At 48.5% G+C, this 21,133-nt stretch carries 22 protein-coding genes and 2 tRNA genes; 9 read left to right on the forward strand and 15 right to left on the reverse strand.

Translation table 11 applies throughout. The features are described from left to right. Positions 1 to 34: 34 nt before the first annotated feature. Positions 35 to 334 (reverse strand): DUF2098 domain-containing protein, encoded by a 300-nt coding sequence (locus tag QFX39_RS01150; protein ID WP_300476593.1) that lies wholly within the window; start codon positions 332 to 334, stop codon positions 35 to 37. An 11-nt stretch (positions 335 to 345) separates the two neighbouring features. After that, entirely contained in the window at positions 346 to 612 is a 267-nt protein-coding gene (locus QFX39_RS01155) for a PRC-barrel domain-containing protein (protein ID WP_300476596.1), read from the reverse strand. A 72-nt stretch (positions 613 to 684) separates the two neighbouring features. Between QFX39_RS01155 and QFX39_RS01160 the strand changes: the two genes are divergently transcribed. The 4 genes from QFX39_RS01160 (at position 685) to QFX39_RS01175 (ending at position 4,470) form a co-directional block, all read left to right on the forward strand. After that, complete coding sequence (locus tag QFX39_RS01160) at positions 685 to 1,710, forward strand: CBS domain-containing protein (protein WP_300476598.1); 1,026 nt, start codon at positions 685 to 687, stop codon at positions 1,708 to 1,710. A gap of 69 nt (positions 1,711 to 1,779) precedes the next feature. Beyond that, entirely contained in the window at positions 1,780 to 3,396 is a 1,617-nt protein-coding gene (locus QFX39_RS01165; RefSeq protein ID WP_300476601.1) for a tRNA uridine(34) 5-carboxymethylaminomethyl modification radical SAM/GNAT enzyme Elp3, read from the forward strand. 1 nt (position 3,397) lies between these two features. Further along, complete coding sequence (gene deoC / locus QFX39_RS01170; protein ID WP_300476603.1) at positions 3,398 to 4,063, forward strand: deoxyribose-phosphate aldolase; 666 nt, start codon at positions 3,398 to 3,400, stop codon at positions 4,061 to 4,063. 53 nt (positions 4,064 to 4,116) lie between these two features. After that, positions 4,117 to 4,470, forward strand: a complete 354-nt coding sequence (locus tag QFX39_RS01175; RefSeq protein ID WP_300476606.1) for a cyclophilin-like fold protein — start codon at positions 4,117 to 4,119, stop codon at positions 4,468 to 4,470. Positions 4,471 to 4,493: 23 nt separating this feature from the next. On the opposite strand, the gene cofH is transcribed toward QFX39_RS01175, so the two are convergent. After that, positions 4,494 to 5,609 (reverse strand): 5-amino-6-(D-ribitylamino)uracil--L-tyrosine 4-hydroxyphenyl transferase CofH, encoded by a 1,116-nt coding sequence (cofH, locus tag QFX39_RS01180; RefSeq protein ID WP_300476608.1) that lies wholly within the window; start codon positions 5,607 to 5,609, stop codon positions 4,494 to 4,496. Between the two features lie 152 nt (positions 5,610 to 5,761). Here cofH and hmtA1 point away from each other — a divergent pair, with 152 nt between their 5' ends. Then, positions 5,762 to 5,968, forward strand: coding sequence for a histone HmtA1 (gene hmtA1, locus QFX39_RS01185; RefSeq protein WP_013296030.1), 207 nt, complete (start codon positions 5,762 to 5,764; stop codon positions 5,966 to 5,968). 141 nt (positions 5,969 to 6,109) lie between these two features. Beyond that, complete coding sequence (locus QFX39_RS01190) at positions 6,110 to 6,601, forward strand: rubrerythrin family protein (protein ID WP_300476611.1); 492 nt, start codon at positions 6,110 to 6,112, stop codon at positions 6,599 to 6,601. A 21-nt stretch (positions 6,602 to 6,622) separates the two neighbouring features. Here QFX39_RS01190 and QFX39_RS01195 read toward each other — a convergent pair whose 3' ends face one another. Then, on the reverse strand, positions 6,623 to 8,743 hold the full coding sequence (locus tag QFX39_RS01195) for a PAS domain S-box protein (RefSeq protein WP_300476613.1): 2,121 nt from the start codon (positions 8,741 to 8,743) through the stop codon (positions 6,623 to 6,625). Positions 8,744 to 9,087: 344 nt separating this feature from the next. On the opposite strand from QFX39_RS01195, the gene QFX39_RS01200 reads away from it, so the two are divergent. Both QFX39_RS01200 and QFX39_RS01205 read left to right on the forward strand, forming a co-directional pair. Then, a tRNA-Val gene (locus QFX39_RS01200) sits at positions 9,088 to 9,159 on the forward strand. Positions 9,160 to 9,163: 4 nt separating this feature from the next. Next, positions 9,164 to 9,236: transfer RNA gene (locus QFX39_RS01205), tRNA-Phe, on the forward strand. A gap of 152 nt (positions 9,237 to 9,388) precedes the next feature. On the opposite strand, the gene QFX39_RS01210 is transcribed toward QFX39_RS01205, so the two are convergent. The 6 genes from QFX39_RS01210 to tes are packed head-to-tail and all read right to left on the reverse strand — an operon-like array spanning position 9,389 to position 15,054. Beyond that, a complete protein-coding gene (locus tag QFX39_RS01210; protein ID WP_300476616.1) occupies positions 9,389 to 10,672 on the reverse strand; it encodes a tRNA (N(6)-L-threonylcarbamoyladenosine(37)-C(2))-methylthiotransferase in 1,284 nt (427 codons plus the stop codon). A 50-nt stretch (positions 10,673 to 10,722) separates the two neighbouring features. Then, entirely contained in the window at positions 10,723 to 11,376 is a 654-nt protein-coding gene (locus tag QFX39_RS01215) for a protein-L-isoaspartate O-methyltransferase (protein WP_300476618.1), read from the reverse strand. Positions 11,377 to 11,408: 32 nt separating this feature from the next. Continuing rightward, the gene (locus tag QFX39_RS01220; protein ID WP_300476621.1) at positions 11,409 to 12,017 is read right to left on the reverse strand and encodes an HVO_0476 family zinc finger protein; all 609 of its coding nucleotides are present in this window, start codon (positions 12,015 to 12,017) and stop codon (positions 11,409 to 11,411) included. A 41-nt stretch (positions 12,018 to 12,058) separates the two neighbouring features. Further along, positions 12,059 to 12,559 carry a homoaconitase small subunit gene (hacB, locus tag QFX39_RS01225; RefSeq protein WP_300476623.1) on the reverse strand — a complete coding sequence of 167 codons (501 nt, stop codon included), beginning with the start codon at positions 12,557 to 12,559 and terminating at the stop codon, positions 12,059 to 12,061. 18 nt (positions 12,560 to 12,577) lie between these two features. After that, a complete protein-coding gene (locus tag QFX39_RS01230; RefSeq protein WP_300476625.1) occupies positions 12,578 to 13,558 on the reverse strand; it encodes a beta-ribofuranosylaminobenzene 5'-phosphate synthase in 981 nt (326 codons plus the stop codon). Positions 13,559 to 13,578: 20 nt separating this feature from the next. Continuing rightward, on the reverse strand, positions 13,579 to 15,054 hold the full coding sequence (gene tes / locus QFX39_RS01235; RefSeq protein WP_300476628.1) for a tetraether lipid synthase Tes: 1,476 nt from the start codon (positions 15,052 to 15,054) through the stop codon (positions 13,579 to 13,581). A 164-nt stretch (positions 15,055 to 15,218) separates the two neighbouring features. Between tes and QFX39_RS01240 the strand changes: the two genes are divergently transcribed. Next, the gene (locus QFX39_RS01240) at positions 15,219 to 15,734 is read left to right on the forward strand and encodes a CDP-2,3-bis-(O-geranylgeranyl)-sn-glycerol synthase (RefSeq protein WP_300476630.1); all 516 of its coding nucleotides are present in this window, start codon (positions 15,219 to 15,221) and stop codon (positions 15,732 to 15,734) included. Positions 15,735 to 15,799: 65 nt separating this feature from the next. On the opposite strand, the gene QFX39_RS01245 is transcribed toward QFX39_RS01240, so the two are convergent. From QFX39_RS01245 to wecB, 5 genes are read right to left on the reverse strand one after another with little or no spacing between them, the layout of a single operon-like run. After that, the gene (locus QFX39_RS01245; RefSeq protein ID WP_300476632.1) at positions 15,800 to 16,474 is read right to left on the reverse strand and encodes a hypothetical protein; all 675 of its coding nucleotides are present in this window, start codon (positions 16,472 to 16,474) and stop codon (positions 15,800 to 15,802) included. Positions 16,475 to 16,478: 4 nt separating this feature from the next. Next, entirely contained in the window at positions 16,479 to 17,504 is a 1,026-nt protein-coding gene (locus QFX39_RS01250; protein WP_300476634.1) for a hydantoinase/oxoprolinase family protein, read from the reverse strand. Between the two features lie 19 nt (positions 17,505 to 17,523). Continuing rightward, positions 17,524 to 18,504: an ATP-grasp domain-containing protein gene (locus tag QFX39_RS01255; RefSeq protein ID WP_300476636.1), complete on the reverse strand. Its 981-nt coding sequence runs from the start codon at positions 18,502 to 18,504 to the stop codon at positions 17,524 to 17,526. Continuing rightward, positions 18,501 to 19,796: a nucleotide sugar dehydrogenase gene (locus QFX39_RS01260; RefSeq protein ID WP_300477137.1), complete on the reverse strand. Its 1,296-nt coding sequence runs from the start codon at positions 19,794 to 19,796 to the stop codon at positions 18,501 to 18,503. Before QFX39_RS01260 ends, QFX39_RS01255 begins: the two co-directional genes overlap by 4 nt. Before the next feature lie 13 nt (positions 19,797 to 19,809). Continuing rightward, positions 19,810 to 21,114: a non-hydrolyzing UDP-N-acetylglucosamine 2-epimerase gene (gene wecB / locus QFX39_RS01265; protein ID WP_300476638.1), complete on the reverse strand. Its 1,305-nt coding sequence runs from the start codon at positions 21,112 to 21,114 to the stop codon at positions 19,810 to 19,812. Between the last annotated feature and the right edge of the window lie 19 nt (positions 21,115 to 21,133).

The raw sequence follows: 21,133 nt of genomic DNA on the forward strand, positions 1-21,133 counted from the left end.
AATTAAAAACTGATAAAAAAGGATTTAATGGATTTCATCCGCCACCGTCACAGACCTCTGAACCCATATCAATGTCTTCAAAGTCCTCTTTCATCCTCTTAAGCTTTTCGACGGTATCAGTTTTTCTTCCTTTCCCGGATCCCATCTTAAGCTGGGATCTGTCGATTGCCTCCAGGTAATTCGCGTTGTACCATAGATCAGAGTCCTCCAGACGTACCCAACCATCACCATCTTCAACCTTGATGGCTGAGATCTCACCCGTCGTTCCGGTACCTGTGTAACGGACAGCCATGCCAACCGTCAGCACATTCCCGTTTACGTCCTTAACCTCCATTGTATCCACCATCATTCAGGTGAAACTTCATTTGACTCCTCTTCAGGGGCCTCTTCCGCCTCATCAGCGGCTATTTTAAGTATCACATAGTCTCCAACCCTGCTCACGTTGTCCATGCCAACAATGAGTGTCCTCTGTTTAAGGGACAGCTCCCCCTTGGATATTGTAATGGAATTCACAACACCCTTTTCAGGGTCCAGTTCAAGGTCAGAGACCTTTCCTATCTCCATGGCATTCTTATCCAGCACCTTACGACCCAGGAACTCCGTTACCTTCATCTTAACACCACTAACATTTATGTGCATCATGGTATAAAAAATGATTTATTCATAGCACTCCAATATAATAGCATGGCTGCCGTGAAGATATTCCGGGTTCTTGGAATACCCGTTGAACTCGACATCTCATTCCTCATTCTGATGGTATTCATATACCTCCTCACCTACCTTGGTTTCCTATCACTCAACCTTGCTGTGCTCATAACCCTCGTCTTCGTGGTGGTGGTGATACATGAACTGGCCCACTCCTATGTCGCCCTCAGGTTCGGTGTGAAGATAAGGAGCATACTCCTCCTCCCCATAGGAGGGGTTTCAAGGATGGAGGAGATACCACGGGTGCCAAGGCAGGAGTTCCTCATATCCATCGCCGGGCCACTCACAAACATCATAATGGCAGTGTTAACAGCAGTGCCAATCCTCCTGAACCTCACAGGACCCCTCAGACCATTCCTTGGAGATTTCCTGGCCGTGAATCTGGTCCTGGCACTCTTCAATCTTATACCTGCATTCCCAATGGATGGTGGGAGGATACTGAGGGCGATACTCGCTGAACGTGTGAGTTACCTGAGGGCAACCAGGATAGCAGCGAACCTTGGTAAGGCCATTGCCGCAATGATGGCGGTCACGGGCCTCTTCTATAACCTCTTCCTGATACTGATAGGGCTCTTCATCTACATAGGTGCAGAGCAGGAGTACCAGTCAACCCTAATATCCTCGCTTCTTGAGGGGGTGACCGTGGGGGATGTGATGACCCCGGATCCTGTAACACTCAGACCTGACATGACAGTGGGGGAGGCCCTTGATGTCATGTTCAGAAAGAAGCACATGGGTTACCCTGTAACCGATGGGGATGAGCTCGCAGGAATAGTGACGTTCCATGACATATCAGAGGCTGCCAGAGATGTGATGGTGGGTGACGTGATGACCCCTGAGGTTGTGACTGCCGCAGAGGACGAGGAACTCACCTCTGTCCTTGAAAAAATGAACCGCCACCAGCTTGGAAGGCTCCCTGTGATGGGTGACGGTAAACTGAAGGGTATAATTTCAAGGACAGATATAATAAGGACGCTGAATCTTATGAGAAAGGGAATCCAATGAAAAATCATATTAATGACGCTGAATTGAATGAAAATGCCTATCTACCAGTGAACCTTTACGGTGAAGATAATGAGGGAAGCTTGTCGCCGGATAATCGATGATATAATATCAGGTCAAATAAAAACAAGGCAGGACCTTGAAAGGGCTAAACACAGGGTTTGCCGTGACTTTGGGCTTGAAAAATTCATGAGTAACTCAGAAATCCTTGAACATGCTGCTCCAGAAGAAAAGAAATTGATCGAAAATCTCCTCAGGAAAAAACCCACCAGGACAATATCGGGTGTTGCCGTTGTGGCAGTCATGTGCCACCCACATGAATGCCCCCATGGAAGGTGCCTGTACTGCCCTGAAAGTGAAAAGGCACCCCCCAGCTATACAGGAGAGGAACCAGCCGCCCTTAGGGCCAGAATGTACGATTTTCACCCCTACAGGCAGGTCTACAATCGCCTTGAGCAGCTCCACAGCATAGGCCACCCTGTTGACAAGGTGGAACTCATAGTCATGGGGGGCACCTTTCCGTCTCACAGCCTCTGCTACCAGGAATGGTTCATATCCAGTTGCCTTGAGGCCATGGTGGACTTTGGAGCCAGGCTGAGTGGTGTCAAGGTGGATATGCCCAATCACCACGGTTATGTGAAGGTGGATGACGCCCAGCGGTTCAACGAGACATCGCCGGTTCGTTGCGTTGGGATGACATTTGAGACAAGGCCAGACTACTGCCGGGAGGAGGACGTTGACAGGATGCTCAACCTTGGGGTTACCAGGGTTGAGCTTGGTGTCCAGACCATCTACAACTACATCTACCAGCGCATCCGGAGGGGCCACAGCATAGGGGACGTTATAGAGTCCAACAGGATACTCAGGGACTCGGGGATAAAGGTTGCGATGCACCTCATGCCCGGCCTCTTCTCAGACTTTGACCGGGACCTCAGGATATTCAGGAGGATATTCCAGGACCCATCCTTCAGACCTGACATGCTGAAGATATACCCCTGCCTTGTTACCAGGGGCAGCGAACTCTACAATCTCTGGGAGAGGGGACTCTATAAACCATACTCCACAGAGGAGGCCGTTGATCTAATCGTCGAGATAAAGAAGATGATGCCCCCATGGGTGAGAACCATGAGGATACAGAGGGATATACCCTCCCAGCTTATAGTTGATGGTGTCAGAAAGTCCAACCTGGGTGAACTGGTCTACAGGCGCCTGGAGGAGGAGGACATCCGCTGCAGGTGCATAAGGTGCCGTGAGGTGGGTCACATGAGCCGCAGGGGTGTGAGTGTCAATGAGGATGCAGTTACAGTGATGGTTGAGGAGTACGATGCCACAGGCGGCAGGGAGTTCTTCATCTCAGCAGAGGACCCTGAAAATGATGTCCTCATTGGATTCCTGAGGCTCAGGTTCCCATCAGAAAATGCCCACCGACCTGAAATAGATGATAAAACCGCCCTTGTAAGGGAACTCCATGTATACGGTTCAATGATACCCATAGGTGAGCGTCGGGATACCGTTGGACAGCACAGGGGCTACGGTGAGGAACTACTAAGCCGTGCAGAGACAATAGCATCTGATGGGGGAATGGAAAAAATTATGGTCACAAGCGGGATAGGGGCCCGTGAATACTACAGCAAATTTGGCTACAGAAGAGAGGGCCCCTACATGTCAAAAAAGCTTCAGGAGGATTAAAATGAAGGTTGAAACAGCAGAGGAACTTGCATCACTCATAGACCATACAAATGTAAGGGCAGATGCAACTGTTGCTGATATCGAGAAACTTTGCAGGGAGGCCATTGAGTATGGGTTCAGGTGCGCGGTTGTCACCCCAACCAACGTCAGTCTGGCATCTGAACTCCTGAGGGACAGTGATGTCATGGTCTGCTCTGTTATAGGATTTCCAGCAGGTGTTAACACGCCTGCGGTTAAGGCCTTCGAGGCATCAGAGGCCGTGGAAAACGGTGCAGAGGAGGTTGACATGGTAATGAACATAGGGGCACTGAAGTCAGGGCTGAGGGAACTTGTCTATGAGGATATAAGTGGAGTCGTTGATGCCGCAGGCGTCCCTGTGAAGGTTATACTGGAGACAGCCTACCTCACAGACGAGGAGAAGGTGGAGGCATGCCTCATAAGTAAGGATGCTGGTGCCGCATTTGTTAAAACATCTACAGCCTATGGTGGACTTTCAGGTGCCACAGTGGAGGATGTAAAACTCATGCGGGAGACTGTAGGTGATGAGATGGGTGTTAAGGCAGCCGGCGGTATAAGGGATACTGAAACAGCCCTTGCAATGATAGAGGCCGGTGCAGACAGGATTGGAACATCAACCGGGGTCCAGATCATGGAGGGGTGGAGGTAATATGAGAAGAGAGGTTCCTGATCCTCGGAAGCATTCCCAGAGGGTGATCTGACATGAGGATAAGGATAACCGTGGAGGGTAAGGGTTACGCTGAGGCCGAACTTGATGAGAGAAACCCTGAATCTGCAGAGAGGATCTATGAGAGCCTTCCACTTGAGGGCAGGGCCCTCCTGTGGATGGAGGAGGTCTACTTTGACATACCAGTCACCCTCGACTATGAGAACCCCTCTGATACCGCCAGTCCCGGGGACATATCCTACTGGCCGCCAGGGTACGCCCTCTGCATATTCTTCGGGTCAACACAGCCCTACTCCCCGGTGAATCATATAGGGAGGGTGACCAGAAACCTTGAACTTTTCTTCAGTGTTGATGAGGGTGACAGGATAATAATAGAAAGAATGGATTAAATAAAATCAGCGACCCTGAAACGCTAAACGTCCTCTATTTCCCTGTAAAGCGTATCCCTGCTTGCAGGGATCCTTCCCAGGTCCCTCACAACCCTTATTATTTCTTCAGGTTCAGTTCTAACACCATGTGAGGCGCCCGCAGACCTTGATATGTTCTCCTCACCCAGTGTACCCCCAAGGTCGTTGGCACCTGACATGAGGGCAACCTGTGCAAACTTAAAGCCCAGTTTAACCCATGAGGCCTGTATGTTCCTGATAAGGCCCCTGAACATCAGCCTTGAAACCGCGTAGACCTTGAGGTCCTCTGCACCGGTTGCACCTGCAGCCGCCTTTCCCTCACGGTATATGGGGGCCCTTGGATGCATGAATGGTAATGGAACGAATTCCGTGAATCCCCCTGTTCTCTCCTGAATCTGGCGCAGTATGTCCATGTGTTCAACCCTGTGCTCGGGTCCATCGATGTGACCGTACATCATGGTGCAGGTTGTTGGTATCCCAACCCTGTGTGCTGTCTCTATAACCTCAACCCACTCCCCGGTACTCAGCTTTGTAGGGCATATAACGGCCCTTATGTCATCATTGAGTATTTCTGCCGCCGTACCGGGCATTGAACCGAGACCCGCCCTTTTAAGTATCCTCAGGGCCTCTTCAATGGATAGTTCCGCATTACAGGCACCATAGTAGACCTCCATTGGGGAGAATGAGTGGAGGTGCACATGGGGTAGCTCTGATTTTATGGTCCTCACAAGATCCTCATAGAAGTAGGTGTCAAGGCCAGGGTAGAGGCCTCCCTGTATGCAGAGTTCACGGGCACCGTTTTCCACGGCCTTGCGGGCAATTTCAAGGATCCTTTCAGTTTCAAGGTAATATGCGTCCCCATCCAGATCATCCCTCTTAAAGGCACAGAACCCGCACTGTCCCGAGCATATATTAGTGAAGTTGATGTTCCAGTTCTCAATGTAGGTTACCCTGTCACCCGCCTCGGACTCCCTGACAGTGTCCGCGGCTATTAAAAGGGCCTGAAGGTCCCTTCCCCTCACATTCATTAAGTAGAGGGCCTCCTCATTGTTGATTGGCTCGTCCATTGCCTTTTCAAGTATTTTTTCTGTGCGGGTTTTGATATCCATGGTGCCAAACATGCGATTTAGTATCTGGTTCTCCAAGTTTAAAATTTTTGGTTTTGGTGAAATCCATATCCATTTACCCCCATGGGCCCTATGTGGTCCATTAACCCGGCAGAACCAATAAATTTAAATATTAGAGATTACCAGCTTAATTTGGAGGTGAAATTATGGCTGAATTACCAATCGCACCAGTAGGTAGAATAATAAAAAATGCCGGTGCCCAGAGAATAAGTGATGATGCAAAAGAGGCTTTAGCAAAGGCCCTCGAAGACATGGGTGAGGAAATCTCACGCAAAGCCGTTGAACTTGCAAAACACGCCGGCAGAAAAACTGTTAAAGCCACAGACATTGAAATGGCCGCTAAACAGTTATAGGTAGGCCCGATAATTCTACCTATTTATTTTTTCAGGGCCCAGGTGCCCCCTACCAGATTTAAGCTGTTATGATTCTGTGCTGATTCATGGTTTTTCTTTATAAGCTCAGAATAACATAATAATAAGATGAGGTGATTTTTGATGTCAACAATGGATAACCTGAAGGAAGCATTTGCCGGGGAGTCCCAGGCGAACAGAAAGTATCTTGCATTTGCAAGAAAGGCTGATGAGGAGGGTTACCACCAGGTTGCAAAGCTCTTCCGTGCCGCGGCCGCAGCAGAGACAGTCCATGCACTGAACCACCTTGAGGCCATGGGGGCCGTCAATAGCACAGAGGAGAACCTAAGGGAGGCAATAGCCGGAGAAACCGCGGAATTCAAGGAGATGTACCCGGGATTCATAGAGGAAGCAGAAGCAGAGGGTGAGGAACAGGCACGCTGGAGCTTTGACGTCGCAAATAAGGTTGAGAAGATCCACGCTGAACTCTACCAGAATGCCCTCGATAACCTTGGAAGGAACGTTGAGGTGGACTACTACGTCTGCAACTGGTGCGGTAACACCGTTGAGGGTGAGGCACCAGAAAGGTGCGCCATCTGCGGGGCTCCCAGGAAGGAGTTCAGGAAGATAGAATAATTCTTTTCTATCACTTTACTTCTATTTTTCATCAATAACGCCCTTCTCTGTGAAGGTTATCCTGAATGTTGTACCCCCATCTGAAATCATCTCTGCAGTCCCGTCAATCTGGTCGGTGAGGTTCCTTACAAGCTGGAGACCAAGGGATGGACTGCTCTCCCAGTCAAGATCCTGTGGGAATCCAACTCCATCATCACTAACCTCAATCAGAACGTGATTATTACTTCTTTTAACCGATACAGATACGGTGCCTTCGCCATCAGGGAAGGCATGCTTCACAGCATTTGTTAAAAGTTCATTGACGATAAGGCCAACGGGTATGGCGGTCTCCACGTCAACTTTCAGTTCATCCACATCCATATTCAGCCTTATCCTTGAATCTGCAGAGTAACTTCTGAAGACCTCAGATGCGAGTGTCCTTATGTATTCGCCCATATCAATGTTCCTGAGATCCTCTGAACGGTAAAGCCTCTCATGGATCAGGGCCATGGACCTCGCCCTGTTTTCACTCTCCCTGAAGAGGTCCAGGGTCTCTTCATCCTTGGCCTTCCTTGACTGGAGGCTGAGGAGGCTTGAAATTATCATCAGATTGTTCTTGACCCGGTGGTGTATCTCCTTGAGGAGGAGTTCCTTCTCCTCAAGGGATTTCTCAAGCATCCTCTGTGTCCTCTTGAGGTCTGAGATGTCATGAAGGACCACCAGGGCACAGTCCCTCCCCTCCGCATGTACAAGTTTATTGTATATCCTCACAGTGTACTCCCTTCCAAGGGGGTCATTAAGGACAACTTCATATGGTTTAACACTCTCCTTATCTTTTATTATAGCAATTTTTGATCTGAATTCGTCCTTCACATCATCAGCGATGAATTCGATGTCATAGATGGACGTTCCTCGAAGTTTCTCAGGCGCCATTCCAAGTCTTTCTGAAAGTGTTGAGTTGATATCCAGTATCAGAGCGCCATCCAGATCAAGTAGGATTATGTAGTCGGGTGAAAGATCAAATAGTGACCTGTATTTTTCCTCACTCTCCCTCAGTTTCCTTTCGTTCTCCAGTCTATGGGTTATGTCCCTTGAAACAGATACTACTACATTTTTACCACCAATTTCAGTAAGGCGGGAGTTCACCTCAACCGGGATCCTGCGACCGTCCTTTGATATGTAGGTTCTCTCAAACCTTGCAGCCTTCCTTTCAAGGAGTGTCCTCATATTCGCTGAGAGCTCCTCCTCTGTGGGTCCAAGGTCCATGGGGGTCATGTTGAGGAGTTCATCCCTTGAGTAGCCAAGTTTCTCCACAGCGGTTCTGTTCACCTCAATGTAGTTACCTGGCAGTCCATCATCCCTTATCTCAACGATGGTTATTATATCCTCAACGCCATTGAAAACCGCCCTGAATTTCTTTTCACTCTCCCTCAATGCCTCTTCAGCCTTTTTCCTCTCTGAAATGTCCCTTATAACTGCTGTTACAAAGTTTTCCCCCTGGTAATGCCATCCTGTGACGGAAATATCAACAGGGACTCTTTTTTCATCCTTTCTGATGGCCTCGACATCTGTAATCATCAGCGAAATGTCACTATTTATATCCTGAAAGCTGTGCATGTCCCTTTTTTGCTCTGAGATTATTTTATTGATGTGTTTTCCCATCATCTCATCTGCAGTGTATCCAAAGATCTTCTCGGCACCGTGGTTCCATGAAACCACCCTTCCCCTCTCATCAGCGGTTATTATTGCATCCCTTGCTGTCTCCACTATTGTCCTGTACTTCTCCTCGGTCTCACGGATAACCTCCTCTGATTCTTCGACGGATTCTGCCAGGAGTACTGTAATGAGGTTAACAAAGAACATCACGGAAACCCTCAGCAGGTCCTCATAGAAACCCGAAAGAGATGCCATGATGTTTGTTACAATAAGTACCGTGCCCAGTAATGCTGTTACAAGAAATGACTTCCTCTCAAACCAGATAGCTGCAAGGACTATTGGTATGTAAAAGATGTGGGTGAATACAATTTCAACTCCAAGAAACATATGGAAATAGACCGTTGCAGCAACACAGATGGCTGTGAGTGATGCTACAATAGACAGCCGGGTCCTCATATCCCTGTATGACTGTATCTTTTCTGTAAAAGTAAGAGTTCTATTAACCAATGCCCCCACCCTATCAATGAACCTTGTGTATCTGTGTAAAACCATCAATTCCCTAATGGTTTCACATTCAGTTATTATTTAAGTTATCAGATTCACTAAAAAGTTTTCCAAGAATAGTATGTATGAAGTATTAGAAATATATTTATTGTATATATTAATTGAAAACTTCATGATGAAACTCCTGAAAATCTTTATTTTTAACCATTATCATGCTTATGGGATTTAACTGGGCGTTTCAGGTTCATGGTGCCACCCCATGACTGTAAGGAGGCTTTTATTCCAGAATTCCCACCCCATGATGGAAAAGGTTATATATGACTACTTCCATAGTTTAGAAGGAACATGGGCCGGTGGTCTAGGGGTATGATACCTCCCTGACACGGAGGTGATCACGAGTTCGAATCTCGTCCGGCCCACTATGCCGTGGTAGTTCAGTTGGGAGAACGCCAGACTGAAGATCTGGATGTCGCTGGTTCAAGTCCGGCCCACGGCACTTATAACCACCTCTTTATCCAGAAATTCTAATCTATATAGTATTTTTAAGGACATTAAAACGTAAGACAAGTCTCAACTTATTTTACTTGGTTTTAAAAACCTACCGACACTCAAGCAGTTAAAAGATAAAATAAAATCTTACTGGGGCTATTAATCTTCTGATTCTGCTATAAGGTATGTTCCCGTGGCCCTCTGGATCCTCACACTCCTGAAGGATCCAACCTCGCCATCATGTGTAACCACAGGTATGTATGAGTCTGTTCTGCCTATGAAGCCACCCTTCCTTCCCCTCTCAACTATGAGTATGTTCTGGGTGGTTCCGACAAGCCTCTTATTTTCCTCCTCTGTGATCCTCCCCTTGAGTTCCTCAACGGCCTTTGATCGCCTCCGCAGTTCCCTGAAGTCTATTTCATCAAGGGAGGACGAGAGGGCGCGTGGCCTGTGCCTGTACTTTGAGAGGTGTATGAAGCCGGGTCTCACTTCCTCAAGGAGTCTGCAGGTGTCAAGGAAGTCATCCTCTCCCTCAGTGGGGTAGCCAACGATTATATCAGTTGCAATGGAGATCTCAGGAATCCTTGACCTGAACCTGTCAACTATCATCCTGAAATCATCCACAGTGTGCCCCCTCCCCATATCCCTGAGGACACGGTCACTTCCACTCTGAACAGGGATGTGGAGGAAACTGTACACCTTCTCTGACTTGAATGCCTCAACAAGACCATCAAGGTCCCTCAGGACACTTGCAGGGTGCATCATGCCAACACGCACCCTGAAATCACCAGGTATTTCAGTTATTTCTCTTATGAGGTCAGAGAGTCTCTCACCTGTATCAGAACCATATGCCGCAGTGTCCTGTGCCGTCAGCTGAATCTCCCTGCATCCAGCCTCGATGGCATCCCTGGCCTCCTGGACGATGATATCTGATGGGTAACTCTGTATTCTCCCCCTTGCAAAGCGTGTACAGCAGTAGCTGCAGCTTCCACTGCATCCCTCACATATCTGTATGATGTGTATCAGGGGGTTCGACCTCACCCTGGGTACCCCCACCTTCACATCGGATGTGAAACCGGTTATCCTTTTAACATCACCGCGGTATGCGGCACGCACAACCTCCGCCGTTCTCATGAGCTGGTGGGGTCCAAGCCATGAGGCATGCCCTGATATGGATTCAAGTTTTTCTGGGTCTATTTCAACCATGCACCCGGCAACAATGAGACCCTTATCAGGGTGCATCTCCCTGATCCTCTTTATCCTGTTTATAACCTTGTGTTCAGTGGGATGCTTAACATAGCATGTGTTAAGGATTATCACATCCGCCTCATCAATCCCTGTAAGGAGAGCCCCTGCCTCACTCAGGACACCAGCCATGATCTCTGAGTCTGCCTGGTTGAATGTGCATCCAAACGTCTCTATGTAAACCCTGATATTGTCCATTAAGAATCCCCTTTAAAAGTCATCTGTGAAATTCCCGCCTAAATACGGGTTCAGTGGAATTTCCAGCCATGTTCACCTATCAATGGAACAAATGCAACTCCCCCAAGGTTTCTGGATCTGTAATCCCCAGAGGAGAGCCTATCAACAAGAACAAGTTCCTGGTAGAATTTATCAGAACCAACAGGTATTAAAAGTTTTCCCCCCACCTCCAGCTGTTCCATGAGAGGCTCAGGTATGGAGGGTGCTGCCGCTGTCACGTAGATCCTGCTGTAGGGGGCCGCAGGAGGGTACCCTCTACTTCCATCCCCATGTATAACCGTGATGTTATCGTATCCCAGGGCCTCAAGTTTTTTCCTTGCCCTCTCATATAATGAATTTATCCTTTCAACCGTGTAGAGGTGGCCCTCATTCCCTATTATCTCTGCTATGACCGCTGCATTGTAACCGCAGCCGGTGCCAACCTCAAGGACCTTCATCCCAACCTCGAGGTCCAGTAGCTCCGCTATCATGGCGACCATGTGGGGTGCGGATATGGTCTGTCCCTCACCTATCGGGAGGGGCATGTCAAGGTAGGCCCTGTGCCTTTCATCTTCGGGGACAAACTCATCCCTTGGAACCTTCTCCATCGCCCTTCTTACGGACTCAGATTTTATGTAGCCCTTATCTATGAGGTCCTGAACCATTCTAAGTCTTTCATTCATCATTGGACCACGAAACATGTTTATGCAGCCAGATATCACACGATCATGTCTGTGAGGTCCTGTCTGAACCTGAGGTTTACAGGATAGCCATACACTCTCTTAATCTTCTGGGCCGGTACGGAGCCCCTCCTTATCATACCATCCTCTGTCTTTATGCTCCTGATCTTGAAGACGTGATCATCTATCTTCATGACATCCCCCACCCTGAATTCAAAGTCCCTGTCAACCTCAACCTTCCTTGAGTAGACCTCACCATGGAGGTCCACAGATATACCAACACGGGCGGGTGCCTCAAGTGAAACAGCCCAGAGAGTCTTAACATCGGAGGCAGTGGCTTTATCAACCCTCTTGCCACTCTTAAGTTCCAGTGAGGTTATCTCAACGAGTTTTCCTGATACAGTGATTGCATCGCCTGTTGATACCTCCTCATGGGGGTATAGATCCACCTCATCCCTGTAGGAGCTTCCATGCTCACTTATTATTATCCTGTGGCTTTCGGGCTTTTCAATCACAAGGCTATCCCTGAAGACCGTGCCGCATTCTTCACATTCAAGTACAAGGTGCTTGACCTTTCTTGATCTGGACTCATATGTTCTGCTCTTTAAAACCCTGAATGCCTTTGACCCGCAAATCGGACACTGCATCTATTACCCCTCATACACTTTCCTGTGAATTAAATGTTCTCCTATCCTGAACCTTCTTTCAGCGTCCTGATGTAGTGGTTTACAAGGCCGCCGTCCTGGAGTATCGATAACATGTAGTCGTTGAAGGGTTTCATCTCATACCTCTTTCCAGTGGTGAGGTTCTCAATGAAGCCACCCTTGAGATCAACAGAGATTTCATCGCCGTCCAATGCATCCACACGAGCCATTATAACTGGAAAACCGATGTTTATGGCGTTCCTGTAGAATATCCTGGCAAAGGATTCTGCAATGATCGCGGCGACACCTGCATGTTTAAGGGCTACCGGGGCCTGTTCCCTCGATGACCCACAACCGAAGTTGCGCCCGGCCACTATTATGTCGCCCTTCTTCACCTCAGAGGCAAACTCTGGCCTTGCACCCTCCATTACATGGGATGCGAGTTCATCAAGGCTGAAGGTCCGCAGGTAACGGCCTGGTATGATCATATCTGTATCTATGTTATCACCGAATCTCCATACTCTTCCTCTTATAACTTCTTCCATCCATATTCCCTCCTGCACTCAGGATCTAACCACAGAGGCCCCCCTGTTACGGCCGCCTGTTACAAAGGCCTGCCCAGAATCCATTATCTCCAGAACCGCATCCACCATATCATCGGCTTTCCCATCTGTGACCGCGTATACTGCGGGGCCAAATGAACTCATACCCGCCCCTGCGGCCCCTGCAGCCAACATAGCATCTATTAAACTGTCAATCAGTGGGTCCTGAAGATCCCTTTCAACCTTCTTGAATCCTATCTTCTGTATTTCATTAACAGATTCCCCAAAGGCCTCAATGTCCCCTTCAATGACCGAGGGCATCATCTTCATGAGAATTATGTGTGATAGCCTTTCAACCTCCCTTAGGGGTATGGGACAGTATTCCTGGAATATGTTAACCTCCCTTTTCCCTGAAACTGATCTCTCAATGTGGGGTATTGCAACCACGATATTCCAGTCCTCAGGAAAATCATATCTTGCAATAACCGGTGGTGGGGATGCGCGTGAGGCAGATGACGGCAGGAAGTCAGATTTTTCACGCGTACTGTGTCCTGCATCCACTATGAATCCTCCGTCCTCAAAGGAGGCGACACCTATACCTGATGTTCCACCCCTACCAACAATCGCTGCCAGTTCCCTTGCCCTTATACTGACGCCATGGTACTCTGTGATGAGCTTTGCGGCTGCAAGGGATATCTGGGTTCCCGATCCCAGACCAGAGTGGGCCGGGAACATGCTTTCAACCTCGAAGATGAATTTCTCATCACTGCCAATGTAACTGAGGATTCTCTCTGCAGCCGCTGTTATCTTTGAAACATATTCCTCCCTCAGTGCATTTTCCACTTCACCAGTGAACTCCACACTGATTTCATCTGAGGCCTCAAGACCCATAATGAGTTCAGGCTCCCTGAGGGTGATTCCCACCCCTCCATCGAGGCGTCCCCTACTCCCATTGAGGTCTATGAGGGTGAGGTGTAACCGAGACGGTGTGTTGATGATCAATTCAATTACCACTCCTTCGATTATCCTTTTAGAGGTTTTGAGAACTGCTTTTCAACCTCTGCCCTGTGTATTGAGTTCATGGTGCAGAATGGGACTATGCGTCCATCAGGCAGGGCGTAGTGTATGACGCACCTTTTAACCCTCTCAATATCAAAGTTCCATGGGTCCATGAAGTGCATGCATGATACCAGGAGGGTGTTGTAGTGGAATTCTCCAAGGGCACTGTATGATCTCTCCCTGAATACTGAGGTTAGTATGCTCTTTATATCAACAGAATCCGGCGCCTTTGATTTGTCGAGGGTTTTTGGAAGTTCTATTGTTGATTTTGCAATCAATTTGGCCTTTGCTGCTATTCCACCCTTCTCAAGTTCCTCCCGGCCCTTATCGAGTATCTCAAAGAACCTGTCAACATCGATGAACCTTGTTATTGGGATTATTTTTCCGTCCTCTATGAATATGTATGTGGCTGTACCGCAGTGCTGGTGGCATGTGAATGTAACCTGGGGTTCACCCTCAATGGCCGCAACGAAGTCAGATATTGGGCGGACAGATGATGCCGGGTAGAAGTCCTCCACAGCTATCTCTGAACCTGTCTGTTCCTCCACGAGTTTCTGGAAGTCGGGTATTGTTATGCGCTGCTCCTCAACTCTGTCTGCGGGGGTTCTTCCTGCAAAGGACACCGGCTGGAAGTTAACACCCCTTATTATATCGATGTTTTCAATGGCGAACCTTATTATGTCCCCCACCTGGCTGTCATTGAGGCCCCTGACAAGTGTGGGGACCAGCACTATCCCAAGACCTGCCTTTCTGCAGTTTTCTATTGCCTGTAATTTCAGTGGCAGCAGATTTTTACCCCTGGATACAATGTAGGGCTCCTCTGTGACCCCATCGAACTGGAGGTAAACCGTGTTGAGCCCTGCCTCCCTGAGTTCCGCTGCGAGTTCAGGTTTCCGTGCAAGTCTCACACCATTTGTGGCTATCTGGACATGGGTGAAGCCCTCATCCCTTGCGAGTTTAACGAGCTCCACTATATCCTTCCTCACAGTGGGCTCACCACCCGCGTACTGAATGGCAGGGGTGGGTACGGGTCTGTTTCTGCGGAGATTTCTGAGCATCTCCCTTATCTCTTCGTAGGTTGGCTCATAAATGTACTTTGAGACGGCAGCATTGGCAAAACAGATTGGACATTTAAGATTGCATCGATTAGTAACATCAATAAGACCAAGAACAGTGTGGCTCTCATGTTCGGGACAGAGGCCACAGTCAAGTGGGCATCCCTTGAGGGGATCCGTCTGCGGGTTAAGTAGCCCCTCACCTTCCTCATCATAATTTTCTGCCTTATGGTAGACCTCGGAATTGCTCCAGTAAACACCCTCAAAGTTTCCGTGCTCCGGGCATTCCTTCCTTATTAGAACCCTGCCCTCGTCCTCAAAGACCTCTGCATCGACGGGTCTGAGGCACTCAGGGCAGAGACTCCTTGTTCTCTTTATTACCACAACAGTCACCTGTTTAATTTGAATATTAAAATCATTGAATCAGTTCACTGGCAAATGTTATATACTTGATGTATGAAATTACAAACCCATGCATCCTCTTCTTGGAGCCTGAACTGACAGGTTCTTACGGTATCTCAAATTAAATAATTTTGCGAGGTGTACAAGTGAATACCGATATTATCAATATTATAGATGTTCTCTATGTAATATACTTTATGTTACCGGCCTACATGGCAAATATAAGTGGTCTAGTATTTGGTGGGGGCAGACCCCTTGACATGGGTATCACCCTTCGTGATGGCAGACGCCTCATGGGGGACGGGGTAACCTGGCGTGGCACCGCGGCTGGCACCCTTATTGGACTGCTTGTGGGATTAATTCAGGGTCTTCTTTCAGGTTCAGTTATAACGGGAGCAATAACTGGGCTTTTACTTGGATTTGGAGCCCTTATGGGAGATGCTGCAGGTAGTTTCATTAAACGAAGGCTTAAAATAGATAGGGGTAGGCCTGCGCCCATCCTTGATCAGCTTGACTTCGTTGCCGGGGCCCTGATACTGGTATCTCCCCTGAGGGTACTGCCAGTTGATTACATCATCCTTATAATGCTCATCACACTGGTCCTTCATCTTTCAGCAAACATCATAGCATACCTCATCGGTATGAAGGATGTCTGGTACTGATAGGGAACAGACGACCCCCCAAAAAAAGTTTAAGGGTCATGAAAGAATAACCCCACACCATTTAATTAAGATAGAACAGAACTGCTGACCCTCAAAAGTTTAAGGGTCATGAAAAATACTTCATATGCTGATGACCACTCAGGGACCTCATAGACCAGTGCCGGGTAACCCGCTGCAGCAAGTGGCCTTGAGAATAGTCTGGCAGATGAACTCCTGTATCTTGTTTTTCCTGAGACCGGATAGTAATTGAAGCCTTCCCTCCTTAGGCTCTCAGCGATCCGCACTGAGGGTTCATCCATCTGTGGCGTTGCAACATAGAACCCCTCACCATAACCGGGTGCATGGGCATGGGCGATTATCACAAGGTCATAATCGGATTTCATTACATCTGGAAGGATGTGGGTGGCTGCAAGGCCCTCACCATTGGCCCTGCCCCTGCTGTAATCCATGGGACTGTCCTCAACATTTATACTGTAAAGTGCAACCTCCACAGGGAGAAGTGCGAATGCCCTGCTGGCCCACTGGACTGGCGCAATTGAAACCTCCTCCCGTGGATGTATCCCTGTTACAACCGCTATCTTTATGTTCTGCTTCCCGTAATGTGCATAGACATCCTTTGTAACATATCCCCTGGAATCCGAACCGATGGTTGAATAGGCAGATAGGTTCATGATTACAAGGGGGGTTACAATGAGGAGGAGAATCCCGGCAATTAAAATCCTTGATTTCAACTCAACCATCCGTCTATATGTTCTGGAGGTAATCCTCCATCAGGAGTGCTGTGCCGACTGCAGGGGCCACCACACACTCATCCTCCGTCAGGAATTCGTCCATGGTTCTGCATTTAAGGTCAAGAATTTCAGCGGCCCTTTTTGCAAGAACATTCATTCCAAGGCCAGTGGCGATTACCTCATCAAGATTCTCGCGCTCTGAAACCTCTGCGATTCCCTCTGCTATCTTGAGTATCTGCTGGTGGTAGATGTACTCTGACACCTCAAGTATATCCTCTGGTTCGAGGAGTTCCAGATCTGCGCATAGGACACGGGTTATCCTGAGCATACAATCCTCAATGGATTTCCCTGAGCCATCCGGTGTGCTGCAGCTGTAGTCGGATTCCCTGATATTGCCGAGTACCCTGTGAATATCGGCCGTTATTGCAAAAAGTTCAGATGAAACCCTGAACCATTTATCATGCAGGGGGACCCTGTCGACTATCGTTGCCACATTGGTTCTCAGTGTACCCGTGTAGACAAGTTCACCGGTTGATAGTCTTTCGAGGTCATTCCTTCCCCTTGCAGCCTCGAATCCTTCTTTGACGGGTATTATGTCTGTTGTTGTGCTTCCCACGTCCACCATTATGCAGTCGCTGCTCATTGCCGAGGCTATCTGTGAGGTGGCAACCCAGTTGGCTGCAGCCACATCCATGGGGTCCCTGACCGCCTCGGAGGCATCCACCATACCAGAGAGGCTCACGTATGCCACTGGAACATCAAATGCACTCTGGACACTTTCAACTATGTCGATAACTCCCTCTGCCTTGCTTGGGTAGGCGTCCACCAGTTCCGCTGTCATGCACACGCCAACGCCATCAAGATCATCAAGATCATCCCCTGTAAGCTCAATCAGGGTCTCTGAAAGTTCATCACGTTTAAGCCACATGGGGAGGTACCTGAAGTCCACACGGACTTTCTTCATTTCCCCATCGGCTCCAAACTCTATTAATGCCATGTCAGTGTTTGCTCCTCCAATATCAAATCCCGCGATCTTCATCAAGGTCAACTCCATACTCTTAATTCCCCGGTTCAGTCCCCCTGCGGATATCCACAAGCATGCCCCTCGGACCTTTTCTGAAGTATGCTGTCCCATTGAATTTAACACGCTCTGGGAGTTCACCCATAACCGATTGAAGGACCATATGTCCCAGGTTTCCCTCTGAAATCCTTCTGAGGCCTATGTAGGGTGTCGTGATCCTGGAGTTTATTTCAACAACATAGGGTTTATCTGCAAGTATCATGTCCACACCAACATAGCCCCTCAAACCCTCAATGGATTCCACAGCCCTTCTGGCAACCCTGAAGGCATCATCCATCATCCTGTGATCCACAGGGGTGACGCCCCCATCATACTCCAGTGAATCCCCCCTTATGATGATATTCTGCCTGTTGAGGCTCAGTGGAAGTGCTCTTTTTCCATCGGAGAGCAGGCTCACGCTGACGCTTTCGCCCTCCACAAATTCCTGTATTATCATATTCTCAGGGATTTCAGGGAGGTTCCCTGGCTCAAGTATCCTTATACCCTGGCAGGCAACACCATCTGCGGGTTTTATGAGAACCTTTGATGGTAGTTCTCCAGGATCATCCCGTTCATAGGTCTTTATTAGAGGAACCGCACCCTTGAGGACCCTGTAGGTCATCCTCTTATCTGAACATATGCGGACCGCCTCACTGCCTGAGCCGAGAAGAAGTACCCCTGAGTCCTCAACCAGTTCTGTGAGTTTATAGAGTTCCATATCCTCTTCTGCTGCGATGAATATGCACGCATCAAATCTATGAAGGTTTTCTCTGAGCCATTCCCTGAGGGAACCTGTGATGATTGTTGGCCTGCAGTTGGATTGGATTTCAATATCAGAGAACTTCTCAGAGAGAAGAAACTCAATTTCAAAGTCCCTGAAATCAGCCAGAAGAGCCTCAAGCATTGAACGACCCTCAAGGAATATCTCAGGGTCCTCAATCCCTGAGGCAGTAGCATATTCAAATACAAGTAGTTTCAAGGGCGCCCCACACCCCGGAATACTATGCCATGTTCTCTGAATTCTTCAGGGTCCAGAACGGGTCTGGTGCAGATGAATATCCCACCAACTATCATCTCAGGGGTTATTTCAAGATATTCAGAATGATCCGTCATGAGAACCACACAGTCAGATTCAAGGGCCTCCTCAAGTGAGACAGGTTCAACACCCATCTCCATTATCATGTCAGGGTCAACATGTGGGTCGTTGACAATGACCTCAGCCCCCTCTGATATGAGTGCTGCCACAAGGGGCCTTGTTGGTGTCTCCCTTGCATCTGCAACGTCGCCCTTGTAGGCCACGCCAAGGATACCCACCCGTGACCCTGCAAGGTCCCGGCCAGCTGATTCAAGTGCATCCCTTATGATGTCAAGGACATGGAAGGGCATTGATTCATTGACCTCCCTGGCTGTCCTTATGAGTCTTGCTGATACACCATGTTTCTCCGCCATCTCAACTATGAAGTAGGGGTCTATTGAGAGGCAGTGGCCCCCCACACCGGGTCCTGGGGTGTGGAGGTTCACCCGGGGGTGGTGGTTTGCTGCCTCGATGGCCTTTATGGCGTCTATGCCTAGTGACTCGCATATAACTGCAAGTTCATTGGCGAGGGCTATGTTGGTATCCCTGTAGGTGTTCTCCATGAGCTTAACCATTTCTGCTGTTATGATGTCATCCACAACTATTACCTCGCCCCTTGTGACCTTACTGTAAAGTTGAGCGGCCATCTCTGCACTTTTCCCATCTATGCCCCCTATGACCCTTGCGTTGTTCTGCATTTCATGGAGTGTGTTGTTTGGAAGGGCCCTTTCAGGTGTGTATGCAAGTCCAAAGTCCCTTGATGCGCGTAAACCTGTTTTTTCAAGTATGGGGAGTACCACGTTCTCGCAGGCTCCTGGAGGTACGGTGCTCTCTATAATCACAAGGTCGCCCTTCTTAAGACCCTCTGAGATGGTCTCTGTCGCGGATATCACAGCAGAAAGGTCAGACGTATTGTCGCTGTTAACAGGTGTCGGTACCACCACAACCATTACGTTTGATTTCCCTGCAGCGCTAACACCATCAGCAGTCGCCTTCAGTTTACCTGATCCAACAACTTCAGCCACAAGTTCATCAAGGCCTGGTTCCGGGATGGGTGATTTTCCTATGTTGACCTTATCCACCGTTTCTTTGTTTATATCAACTCCGGTAACATCAAATCCCGCCCTGGCAAAAAGTGCTGCTGTTGGAAGACCTATGTGTCCAAGGCCAAATACTGCTATTCTGTAATTGTCCATGTCAATTCCTCCATCATCTGTACTCAATCAAAACATCCTTATCCTTTAGTTTCAGTGTATGTGAAGGAAAAACAGGTTCTCCTCCAGCATAAACCATCCTTATAACTGCATTATTCCTTTCAGCGAGCTCAGCTACTGTAATATTCTCATCCACATGTATAAGCATTCTTGATGGTGCTTCCATGACCTCTGTGGGTGGTTTCATTGTGAGCCTGCCCTCCCTGTGTAGCCGCAGGGTCTCATCCAGTATCCTCTCTGAGGCGTGGCCGTCACCGTAGGGGTTCTCTGCCCTCATCATTCCCTCTCTGAAATGAGGGTCCTCAAGGAGTCTCCTGGCTGTTGTGGTTATCCTGTTCTTATCAGCACCTACAAGTATGTTACCCCCGGCCTCAACAGTTTCCGGGCGTTCAGTATTGTATCGCAGGGTTAAACAGGGTACATTGAATGTTATGGCCTCCTCCTGGAGTCCGCCGGAGTCCGTGAGTACCATGAACGAGTTTGAAAGTAGAAGAAGGAAATCAAGATAACCCATTGGCTTTTTTAATGTGACGTGCTCCGCCTCGAGCAGTCTGGTGTAGAGGCCAGATTTTTCCAGGTTCTTCCTCGTCCTTGGATGAACCGGGAAGACTATCCTGAATTCATCAAGCTCAAGTATGGCCTCCACTATTGATCTGAGCCTTTCAGGGTTATCCACATTTTCTGCGCGGTGAAGAGTCAGCGCAACAAATTTTTCATCCCCCTGAAACTCTGAGAGGATATCTGATTTCTTTGATGCTATTTCAATATTCCTTAGGCAGGCGTCAACAACCGTGTTTCCGGTTACAAATACTGTCTCTGGATCGGCACCCTCCATGAGGAGGTTAATGGCAGATTCCTCGGTGGGTACATAGTAGAGTTTTGAGCAGACATCTGCCACCATCCGGTTTATTTCCTCGGGCATGGTCCTGTCAAATGATCGGAGGCCCGCCTCCACGTGTCCAACGGGTATGTGGAGCTTCACTGCCGCAAGGGCCCCTGCAAGGACAGCGTTTGTGTCCCCCTGTACCATCACGATATCGGGTTCCTCCCTCATGAGGACATCCTCTATACCCCTTAGCATCTCTGCACTCATGGCTCCATGGCTCCCTGAACCTGCACCTATATTGTAGTCCGGTGATGGGAGTTCCAGGTCAATGAAGAACTGGTCTGACATTTCATGGTCATAGTGCTGACCTGTGTGTATGAGTGTGAAGTCAAGGTTGCGCCTTTCTATCTCATCTATGACAGGGGCCATCTTTATTATCTCTGGCCGCGTTCCCAAAACAACTGCAATCTTCATGTTAACCACTTGAAAAGTC

This window comes from Methanothermobacter sp. (assembly GCF_030055425.1).
In the GTDB taxonomy this organism is placed as follows: domain Archaea; phylum Methanobacteriota; class Methanobacteria; order Methanobacteriales; family Methanothermobacteraceae; genus Methanothermobacter.

What these genes read in the sequence shown, in the direction of transcription:
- hmtA1 (WP_013296030.1), top strand. Translation starts at nt 5,762, where the DNA reads ATGGCTGAATTACCAATCGCACCAGTAGGTAGAATAATAAAAAATGCC.
- QFX39_RS01220 (WP_300476621.1), bottom strand. Translation starts at nt 12,017, where the DNA reads ATGCAGTGTCCGATTTGCGGGTCAAAGGCATTCAGGGTTTTAAAGAGC.
- QFX39_RS01215 (WP_300476618.1), bottom strand. Translation starts at nt 11,376, where the DNA reads ATGATGAATGAAAGACTTAGAATGGTTCAGGACCTCATAGATAAGGGC.
- QFX39_RS01210 (WP_300476616.1), bottom strand. Translation starts at nt 10,672, where the DNA reads ATGGACAATATCAGGGTTTACATAGAGACGTTTGGATGCACATTCAAC.
- QFX39_RS01150 (WP_300476593.1), bottom strand. Translation starts at nt 334, where the DNA reads ATGGAGGTTAAGGACGTAAACGGGAATGTGCTGACGGTTGGCATGGCT.
- QFX39_RS01245 (WP_300476632.1), bottom strand. Translation starts at nt 16,474, where the DNA reads ATGGTTGAGTTGAAATCAAGGATTTTAATTGCCGGGATTCTCCTCCTC.
- hacB (WP_300476623.1), bottom strand. Translation starts at nt 12,559, where the DNA reads ATGGAAGAAGTTATAAGAGGAAGAGTATGGAGATTCGGTGATAACATA.
- QFX39_RS01250 (WP_300476634.1), bottom strand. Translation starts at nt 17,504, where the DNA reads ATGAAGATCGCGGGATTTGATATTGGAGGAGCAAACACTGACATGGCA.
- QFX39_RS01175 (WP_300476606.1), top strand. Translation starts at nt 4,117, where the DNA reads ATGAGGATAAGGATAACCGTGGAGGGTAAGGGTTACGCTGAGGCCGAA.
- QFX39_RS01190 (WP_300476611.1), top strand. Translation starts at nt 6,110, where the DNA reads ATGTCAACAATGGATAACCTGAAGGAAGCATTTGCCGGGGAGTCCCAG.
- QFX39_RS01260 (WP_300477137.1), bottom strand. Translation starts at nt 19,796, where the DNA reads ATGGACAATTACAGAATAGCAGTATTTGGCCTTGGACACATAGGTCTT.
- deoC (WP_300476603.1), top strand. Translation starts at nt 3,398, where the DNA reads ATGAAGGTTGAAACAGCAGAGGAACTTGCATCACTCATAGACCATACA.
- cofH (WP_300476608.1), bottom strand. Translation starts at nt 5,609, where the DNA reads ATGTTTGGCACCATGGATATCAAAACCCGCACAGAAAAAATACTTGAA.
- QFX39_RS01160 (WP_300476598.1), top strand. Translation starts at nt 685, where the DNA reads ATGGCTGCCGTGAAGATATTCCGGGTTCTTGGAATACCCGTTGAACTC.
- QFX39_RS01155 (WP_300476596.1), bottom strand. Translation starts at nt 612, where the DNA reads ATGAAGGTAACGGAGTTCCTGGGTCGTAAGGTGCTGGATAAGAATGCC.
- QFX39_RS01165 (WP_300476601.1), top strand. Translation starts at nt 1,780, where the DNA reads ATGAGGGAAGCTTGTCGCCGGATAATCGATGATATAATATCAGGTCAA.
- wecB (WP_300476638.1), bottom strand. Translation starts at nt 21,114, where the DNA reads ATGAAGATTGCAGTTGTTTTGGGAACGCGGCCAGAGATAATAAAGATG.